At 66.3% G+C, this 8,643-nt stretch carries 6 protein-coding genes; 1 reads left to right on the plus strand and 5 read right to left on the minus strand.

The window, feature by feature from the left end:
* Nucleotides 1–1,481: hypothetical protein (locus tag SX243_23935; GenBank protein MDY7096037.1), on the minus strand; the 1,481-nt coding region annotated here is incomplete at its 3' end.
* Between the two features lie 373 nt (nt 1,482–1,854).
* Between SX243_23935 and SX243_23940 the strand changes: the two genes are divergently transcribed.
* Nucleotides 1,855–2,898: a hypothetical protein gene (locus SX243_23940; protein ID MDY7096038.1), complete on the plus strand. Its 1,044-nt coding sequence runs from the start codon at nt 1,855–1,857 to the stop codon at nt 2,896–2,898.
* Nucleotides 2,899–2,915: 17 nt separating this feature from the next.
* Here SX243_23940 and SX243_23945 read toward each other — a convergent pair whose 3' ends face one another.
* The 4 genes from SX243_23945 to SX243_23960 form a co-directional block, all read right to left on the minus strand.
* A complete protein-coding gene (locus tag SX243_23945; protein MDY7096039.1) occupies nt 2,916–6,056 on the minus strand; it encodes a carboxypeptidase-like regulatory domain-containing protein in 3,141 nt (1,046 codons plus the stop codon).
* Nucleotides 6,053–6,301: a hypothetical protein gene (locus tag SX243_23950; GenBank protein ID MDY7096040.1), complete on the minus strand. Its 249-nt coding sequence runs from the start codon at nt 6,299–6,301 to the stop codon at nt 6,053–6,055. Before SX243_23950 ends, SX243_23945 begins: the two co-directional genes overlap by 4 nt.
* Nucleotides 6,302–6,448: 147 nt before the next feature.
* Nucleotides 6,449–7,456: an MvdD family ATP-grasp ribosomal peptide maturase gene (locus SX243_23955; GenBank protein MDY7096041.1), complete on the minus strand. Its 1,008-nt coding sequence runs from the start codon at nt 7,454–7,456 to the stop codon at nt 6,449–6,451.
* Nucleotides 7,453–8,643: hypothetical protein (locus SX243_23960; GenBank protein MDY7096042.1), on the minus strand; the 1,191-nt coding region annotated here is incomplete at its 5' end. The genes SX243_23955 and SX243_23960, both read right to left, overlap by 4 nt.

Consider the following 8,643-nt stretch of genomic DNA (forward strand, 5'->3'; position numbering starts at 1 on the left):
GGCAGGCCGGCCCCCACTGTGCTCCATGTGCTCCCTTGGTCGGTGCTCTTGAAGGTTCCATCAAAGCCGCCGGCATAGACGACCTGAGCATCGTTCGAATCTGGGGCGACGACTGTAAGGGGAATCACGCCCAAGGGCGCTGTGACCCAGGTCCAGCTGGCTCCCGAGTCGAGGCTCTTGAATACTCCCACGTCGTTGCCGGCATAGAGCAGGCCAGGCTGGAGCGGATGGGACTGGATTGAGGAGACATTAAAGAAGAGATTTGACAGGCCGGCGTTGGACTCGAACCAGGTATTGCCCTGGTCCAAACTCTTGTAGATCCCTGAACCGAAGGTGCTGACAAAGAGGTTGTGAGGAGGGCTGGACTCGATGGCCAGTGCAAGAGGAAGTGCTCCAGCCAGACCTTGGTTGCTCTCGGTCCAAGTGCTGCCTCCATCAACCGTGAGGAAGACGCCCTGGTAGGTGCCGGTGAAGGCGCGGGTGGCGGTGACCGGGTCGATCACGACCGGTCCTCCGGAGCTTTCTCCGAGGCCCGCTGCAGCCGGTGTCCAGGTGCCTGCGCTGTCCGTGCTGGTGTATAGGTTGACGGTTCCGCCGGCGAATGTCGTGGCAAAGAGGGTCGAAGGCGTACTCGGAGCGATGGCCAGGTCGTCAACGGATTCGCCAGCCAGGCCGTTGCCAGCAGGCAGCCAGTTTGCGGCACTATCGGTGGATTTGAACACCTCGCCGCCGGACACGGTGTAGAGAGTGCTGGGAGTCGTAGGATCGATGGCGAGGGTTCGGCTAAAGGTGTTGACAAGCCCGCTATTGACGGCGCTCCAGCTCACTCCTCCGTCAGTGCTCTTGAAGACTCCCGCTCCGTCCGTAGCTGCGTACAACGTCGTCGGAGTCGACGGATCGACCACCAGACTCAAGACCGGGTCCCCAGGCAAACCCGCGCTCGTCGAGACCCAGGATTGACCGGCATCGGTGCTCTCGAAGACCTCCCCAGACCCCCGAGTGCCTGCGTAAAGAGTCGTAGGAGTGGCAGGATCAACGGCGATGGCTGCGACGCAAGGATCCGATATGCCCACGCTGCTGGGGATCCAGCTCTGGCCTGCGTCGGTGCTCTTGAAGACACCATCACAGTGGGGCCCGACATAAATAGTCGAGGGGTTGACCGGATCGAGGCTGATCACGTGGATTCCGTTGAGAGCCCGAAGACCGTTGTTGGCCGAGGACCAGCTGACGCCGGCATCGGTGCTCTTGAAGAGGCCACCCGATTGGGTTCCGGTATAGACCACATTCGGCTGAGTGGGATCGATGGCCAGAGCTGTTACCCAACCATCGTAGGGCCCATTCGACGTCCAGGCATCGAATCCAGCCTGAGCCGGCGGGGCGGCGAGGACGAGGCCGAGGAGCATTCCGAGGAGCAGGTTGCGGAGGCGGATGCAGCGAGGGGCTGCGGAGAAGACGAGCTGATGCGGGGAGGAGCCGGTCATGATCACTCCTTCGAGCCCGGTGGCTGCGCCCCCGGGCGTCGGTGGTTGATGCGTGTCGTACTCCTGGAGATCCCCCGCGGTGGAGAAAGTGTGAGATCTCGGGCCGGCGGTGTTTGCGCATCCGGTCCTGCGGCGGGTTCAAGACTCATCGATCGTGCAGATCGTTCCTGGCGGGACGACACCACCCGTTCCACTTGAGAGCCCCATCCAAGAGCCCCATCCAAGAGCCCCATCCAAGAGCCCCATCCAAGAGTCCTGGGAGCGCCGGCTTCCAGCCGGCTCCGGGGGCCCCCGAACGCCCTCGGGTTGAGTACACTAAGATGGCCTGCGAAAGCTCCTCGACGAATCCATCAGCCCGGGAAGCATCCACACCATGACCCCACGCTCCACCGCCCTCACCCACCCCCTGTGGTTCCTCCTGCCCCTCGCCGGCGTCTACGCCGTCGCCTGGTATTGCCGCGGCCTGCTGCACCAGCCCGGCGGCGACGCGTTGGCCCTGGGGGTGACGTTGGATCTGGTGATCCTGGTGCCGGCGGTCTACGGATGGGTGATGGTGCGGGGGCGCGGGTGGCCGGTGCTCAGTCTGGGGCCGGTGATCCTCGCCAGCGCCATTGCGGCGGGTTGGCTGCTACCGGTGGAGCACCACGACACGCTGGAGCTGCTGGGGGCTCTGGTGCCGGTGCTGGAGCTCGGGCTGCTCGGCTATGTGGGCTACCGGGCGTGGGGTCTGTGGCGGGGGGCCTCGGAAGCCTGGAAGCAAAGCTCCGGGGACTTCTTCGATCGCTGCCGGTGGCTCTTCCGGCGCATCCTGCCCTCGCCCACCGTCGCGGGAGTGCTGGCCTATGAGGTGGCGGTGGGGTATTACTTGCTGTCGCCACGGAAGAAGAGCTCAGCGCTGGACCCGGCGGCCGGGAACGAGCCAGGGCCGGAGACCTTCTCCTACCACCGCCGCTGCGGCTACGGAGCCATCCTCGCCGGCCTGATGGTGGCGGGGGTGGGGGAGCTGGCGGCGCTGCACTTCTTGTTGGTGCGCTGGCATCCGGCGGCGGCGTGGGTGCATTTCGCCCTCGCCGGCTATGGCCTGATCTGGCTCCTCGGCGATTACCGAGCCATCCTCCGCCGGCCGCTGGAGCTATCCGAAGCCGGCCTGCGGCTGCGCTGCGGGATTCGCTGGAACGGGCAGGTGCGCTGGGATCAGATCGCCGATTGGGAAATCCTGAGCTGGCGGGACGAGGTGCCCGTGGGCAAGAACTATCGCAGCCTCGCCGTCTTCGGCAGGCCGCACTATCTGCTGCGGCTGAAGGAGCCAGCGGAGCTTACCGGTCCCTACGGGCTCCGGCAGCAGGTGCGCTGCATCGGCCTCGAGGTGGACGACCGCCAGCGGTTCGAGGAGGTCCTCAGCCGGCGGGTCGGCTGAGGCCGGGCCTCTGGTCTTCAGCGTAGGTCGATCACCATCGTTTCAGGCTCTGCGACATCCTGTTCCCCGCCGCTCTTCGCCACTCGAAACGGAATGCGCTGCTGCTGGCGATGGAGGATGAGCTCCCAGCGACCCGGAGACAGCGGTGGAAGATCGAGATACCCTTCAGGGTCGACCCGTAGCTCCATCCCCGAGTAGCCGAGGAGAGGACCGACCGAGTAACCGCCGTCCAGCGCGAGGCCGGTTCGCTGCCCGGCCAGTTCTTCACCGAGGCGCAGGCGAACCGGCAAGGCAGCTTCGGTGGCCAGCGACACCGAGTGAGGGTTGGAGACCCCTTCCGGCGCCGAATTCACCGTCACCACCGGGCCTTGCAGCAGCGAGCCGCCGGCCAGAGCGGTGATTCGATAGGCACCGGGCTCCGGCGCGCGGATGCGAGCCCTCCCATCGGGACTTGTCGAGCTCAGGCGCTCGGCTTGGGCAGCATTCAACCCGCTGAGGTAGAGGAGCGTTCTAGCTAGCGCCTTTCCCCGATGATCATGTACTCGCAGGACGATGTCCGGCGAGCCCTGGGCGGAGAGGGAGAGCAGGAGCTCTCCCGGCTGTTCCTCCACCGCCTCGCCCCGCAGCTCTCCTCGGACGCCGACCACTTTCCAGGGCTTCGGAGGGGCGGCGGCGAGCTCGAAGAGGCCTGCTTCCGAGCTTGTGACCTCCCGCACGGCCAGCCCGTCTTGGACCAGCGTAACTTGAGCCCCCGGCGCCGGCGCTCCTCTTGCGTCCAAGGCCCAGCCACGGACTGTGGTTCCTTCGAAGTCGAGCCGGAGAATCGAAGCCTCGGCGTCCACCCGGCTGCGGAAGACCACTCCCGCGAGGGATTCCTCCTCGGGATGAAATTCCGCCACCAGCCACTCGCCGGGGAAGAAGCCGCGGGTGGAGAAGCGTCCATCCTCGACCCGGGTTACGGCTCTCGGCGGCAGATCCGACACCAGCTCCTGGGAGCCGGAATGGGCGAAGAAGACCGGAGGGGGGCTGAAATCTTCCGAGTCGGCGAGCCGAAGGGTGAGCCAGCCGGAGGGGCGAGAATCCTGCCCTACGCGAACGGTTCCTTCATAGGATCTGCTCTCGAGCCGGAGAGTTCCCACCTCCAGCGCTTCGCCGTCGACCTGGATCTCGTCCAGAGCCGCCAGCTGGCGGGCTTCGTAGATCCCGATTCGGAAGTCGCCAGCGGCGACCTCGGGGAATAAGAAACGGCCGGCCTCGTCCGTGTAAACGGACCTTCGCAGGCAGGGGTTGCTCCACGGGCCCTGGCGAAGATCGACTCGCGCATCGGGCACCGGCTTGTCTTCGGCGTCGACGACGCGGCCGCTGACCGGCTGCCCTTTCCCCAGGAGTAGAGCGTCGAGGCGATGGAAGGCAGATTCCTCTTGGAGGCTCAAAGCGATGGAGCTGGGGGCGACGTGGGGGTGGTCGATGCGTAGGCAGACCGCTCCCGGGTTGAGGCCGGTGAGCCGGAAAAAGCCCTGGGAGTCGGTGCTGGCGAGGCGCTCGTGCCCCAGCCGACGGGCGGCCAAGGTGCCCCACGGATGAGGCGGGACATGGCTGATGCGAGACCCCACCAACGGCTCTCCGTTCAGCTCGTGGAGCAGGACACCCTCGACCCCGAGCCCCGGATCCAAGGAGAGGGTGCCGAGATCGATGGTTCGCTCACCGGGGTCTTTCGGAGGGCTTGATGCTTCTGGAGGGCCTTCCAAATGGAGCGTCACCGGCTGGAACCCAGAAGCCGAGATGTCCACTTGGGACGGGGCGGAAACGGTGGAGGCTAGATAGATCTCGTAGGAACCCGTGGAGCTGGCCAGTTGCCGCTCGACGCTGTATTTCTGCTGCCGGAGCGTGAGCCGGGTGGCGTAGACCGGGTCACCGCTGGTCTGGTCGCGCAGCTCGAAGCGCAGCTTGGCGCCGGACGCCTCGCTCACCGACAGAGGAGGTGGCAATTCGAAGAGCTTTTGTCGGTTGATTGTCCAGCGCCCTCCTCGGAGCGTGCGGTCTTGATGGAGGATCATCACCCGGCCATCGGAGAAGTTGAGCGCCTGAACGTGCCCGCGGAGTCCGGTGGGAGGCAAGGGCAGGAGCAGGTCGTCGGCGAGCTTCCGGCCTTCGTAGTCGAAGAGATCGAGGTGGAAGCGAACCTCGTCCCCGGAGCGGCTGCGGAACAGCAAGCCCACCGATTGAGGCCAGCGCAGGAGGCTGAGGAAGGACGGGTAGCGATCACGGATCTCCAGCGCCGCCTGCGGGCTAGCGTACTGAGCTGACTCGTCGGCTGCCGAAAAGGTAGGGGCTGCTTCCCCCGGACGGAGATAGGAATGCTGCCACAGGATCTCGCCCTTGGGGCTGAGGGCGTTCAGCATCGGCTGAGCCGCTGCGACGACGAAAGCCTTGTCACCTTCCAGGTTCGAGACCAGATCGCCACCGCGGAGGATGCGGCCGGTGGGGGAGTCGAAGATCGGGTCGCAAAGACGCGGGCGATGGGAGGCGGCGGGATCTGCGGCGTCGAGGAGCGCCAAGGCGCAGTCACGCCGGACGTGGGAACGACGCCAGCTGGAGTCATCCCATCTAGGCGGTTCGTTTTCGGTCGAGACCACCGGCGGCGTCAGAATGAAGACCTGCTTTCCGACTCTCGTCAGGGGACCTACTGAATAGGCGGGAGGCAGGGAGCGAGCCGAGCTCTGGGGTGGCGCAGCGAAGCTTTGGATTTGGCGCGCGCTGCCGCGGGTGACCAGCACCTCGTCCTTCCACGGTTCTAAATGCAGGGGAGGGGGCTGAGTCCATGGTTCATCGGCGCCGTCGACACCGGCCAGACGCCGCGGCGGCCCGATCCAAGGAAGGTGGTAGAGGTGGCCATCGCCAGCGCTCCACACGACCAGGCCATCGGATGCCGGGGTCTCTCCGTCCTGATCCGGAGCCGGCATGGCGAGAACCGCGGTCAGCGCACCGCTACGCTCCAGGTCGAGAGCGGCTAGGGGAACAGGTTCGAGAATCAGGCGGTATTCGGGGGCCTCGCTGGCGGCGGCACCGGTGGTTCCGAAGATCGCCAGCGCCAGCAGAGCGATGAAAGCCCCCCAGCCCCACGGCCTGGATCCTCTTCGGGACCAGGGACGGGTCATGTTTGATGCTTGGGCCCGCTGCCAGGGCCGGGCTCGTAGCAGAGGATGCAGATCTGTCCTCCGCCGTCCGAGGCGGAGCAGACCCAATCCATATGAGCCCAGCTCCAGATCAGGATCGCTTCAACGCAGGTCGGCTCTCCCTGAGCTTCTTCACCGGGAACGATGACGAGAGCGGCAGCGAGCAGAAGCAGGCTGAGAAGGAACCAGCGAGCTTGCCTGGCGATTCTTTTTTTATCAACGAGCATGCTGACAACCTAATCCATGGGTGAATCCTCGTCAACCAGGGGGTCCGCACGGTCGGATTCTGATCGGAAACTAGATTGCCGATGTGGTGGGTAACCGCCCACCAATCGGCCAGAAGGGTGACCGTAGAAGCTCGGAGTCCTCTTCCCTCAAGACCCCGGCCGGCTCGTAGGATTTCTCAAATCCAAGCGGCGGCTGGATGGGTCCACTAGCAGGTCGGTGATGGCGTCGGTGATGGGGAAGCCGGGGGTCTTTTCCAGCCAGAAGAATTCGCCTACCGGGTTGATCTCGAGGAAGACGTGGCGGCCGTCGGGGGTGATGATGACGTCGATGGCGCCGTAGTTGAGCCCGAGCCGGTCGCACAGGCGCAGGAGCTGGTCGGCGACCTCGTCGGGGAGGGGATGCTCCGCCCAGTGTTCCAGCAGGCCGATGCCGTCCCGGCGCCAATCGTTGGTGGCGCGTTGGGATTTACCGGGGTCGATGGCGGCGGTGAAGACCTGGTTGCCGACCACCGTAATGCGCAGCTCCACCTCCTTGGCCACTGACTCTTGGAAGGTCATGGGCGCCAGCTCCAGGCCGTTCAGGTCCTCGAGATCCTCGTCGCTCAGGCGGTTGGTGAAGACCACCTGCTCGCGGCCCTCGTCGTCGTAGACGGCGAAGGAGCTCATCATCTTGGTGACGATGCCGTCGGGGCAGCGGGCGGCCAGGGCGCGGACCTCCTCAGGGTCGTTGGTGATCACCGTCTCCGGCACGGCGAGACCCAAGTCCTGAGCGATCTGCAACTGCAGCGGCTTGTGGCGGGCGAAGTGGCTGTAGCGCAGGGGGTCGAGCTGGAAGACGTCGAGGCAGGCGATGAGGCCGAAGACGGAGCGTCGGGACTCTTCCACCGAGGGCTGGCGCAGCTGCTGGTCGAGGTCCTTGGGGATGTCCCGGCCGGTGAAGTAGCGGCGATTCCACACCGCGGTGACGTCCGCCAGGGGGACTCCCGCCAGCGAGTGACTCTCGCCGTCGGCGCCGAAGCGGGTGGCCAGGGGCACCTCGGTGGGAAAGCGGTCGGTGTCGATGCGCAGCACCGGATGGCCGCGCTCCTCGACCTTGCGGCAGATGGCGTCGACGCTGTCGTTGTCCTCGCTGTGGCTCATGATCAAGACGGTCATGCTCGGTCCTCATGGATAACAGCGGCCCGGGTTGCGGAAGCGTTGGGGGCGGCGCGCCGCAGCAGTGCCTGGGCCAGGGCGTGGGAGATGGGCAGCTCGAGGTCGCGTTCGAGCATGCCCCATTCTCCCAGCGGATTGATTTCCAGGAACACCGCCCGGTCCTGGGGAGTGATGATGAAATCGGCGACCCCCGCCACCAGCCCCAAGGAGCTCATCAGGCGGCGCAGGCCTTCGGCGGCCCGGGGCCCCAGCCGCCCGCGCTGCCAGCGCACCTGCCGCGGGTCGGAGACGCGCCAGTCGTCGGCCTCGGGGCCGCTGGTTCCAGCTCCCAGGGCGCCGACGAAGAGCTCGCCGTCCACCACCATTACCCGCAGCTCGTGATCTTTGGGCACCCGCTGCTGGAGGATCATGGGCCCCAGGCGCAGGGCCTCCAGGTGCTCCAGGTCGTCGGCGGTGAGGGGAGTGGTGGGGAGGAATTGGCCGGAACCGTCCATGGAGCGGGAGAGGGGCAGCAGCAGCTTGGCCATGACGTCGCCGCCGTGGCGGTGGAAGAAGTCCCGGGCCTGGGCGTCGTCGTTGGTGATCAGGGTGGGGGGCAGATCGAGGCCGGCGCGGTGCGCCAGGCGGTGCTGGATCACTTTGTTGCCGGCGCGCTGGTTGGCCGCCGGCGGGTTGATCCAGGCAGCCTCATGCGGGCCGTCGTGGAGGGCATCGAGCCAGCCGTCGAGGAGACAGCGGCATTGGTCAGCGCAGCTTTGCCGGTAGGCGGGGTCGAGGTCCTCCGGCAGCTCCGGGGGCCACGGGCTGCGGGTCCACACCGCCGCCACCCGGGAAAGGTCGGGCAGCGGCTCGGAAAGACCGCGGGGCGCGCCTCCGTCATCAGAAGCGAGGGGCTTATCAGAAGCGAAGGGTGTTGCGGAGAACCGCGGCCCCTCGCCGTCGTCCCGCAAGGAGAGCCCAACCCGGGTGGGGAAGTCGTCGGTGTCGAGACGCACCGGCTGGGCACCGGCCTCGGCGAGGGCCTGGGCGACGCGGTCGACGGTGAAGTAGTCGCTGCGGTGGGTGAGCAGCAGGATCTGTGGGGAGGAGTCGTCGTGGTGGGTCGGGGACAAGGGTGATCTCACGAAATAGCAGGGTAGGGAATCGTCCAACGAAGGCGCCGCCGCGGCCTTCTGGGACCGCGGCGG

The sequence above is a fragment of the Acidobacteriota bacterium genome, from assembly GCA_034211275.1.
Lineage (GTDB): Bacteria > Acidobacteriota > Thermoanaerobaculia > Multivoradales > JAHZIX01 > JAGQSE01.

Excerpts from the sequence above, each read along its gene's own strand:
- SX243_23940 (MDY7096038.1), top strand. The coding sequence starts at position 1,855 with ATGACCCCACGCTCCACCGCCCTCACCCACCCCCTGTGGTTCCTCCTG.
- SX243_23945 (MDY7096039.1), bottom strand. The coding sequence starts at position 6,056 with ATGACCCGTCCCTGGTCCCGAAGAGGATCCAGGCCGTGGGGCTGGGGG.
- SX243_23950 (MDY7096040.1), bottom strand. The coding sequence starts at position 6,301 with ATGCTCGTTGATAAAAAAAGAATCGCCAGGCAAGCTCGCTGGTTCCTT.
- SX243_23955 (MDY7096041.1), bottom strand. The coding sequence starts at position 7,456 with ATGACCGTCTTGATCATGAGCCACAGCGAGGACAACGACAGCGTCGAC.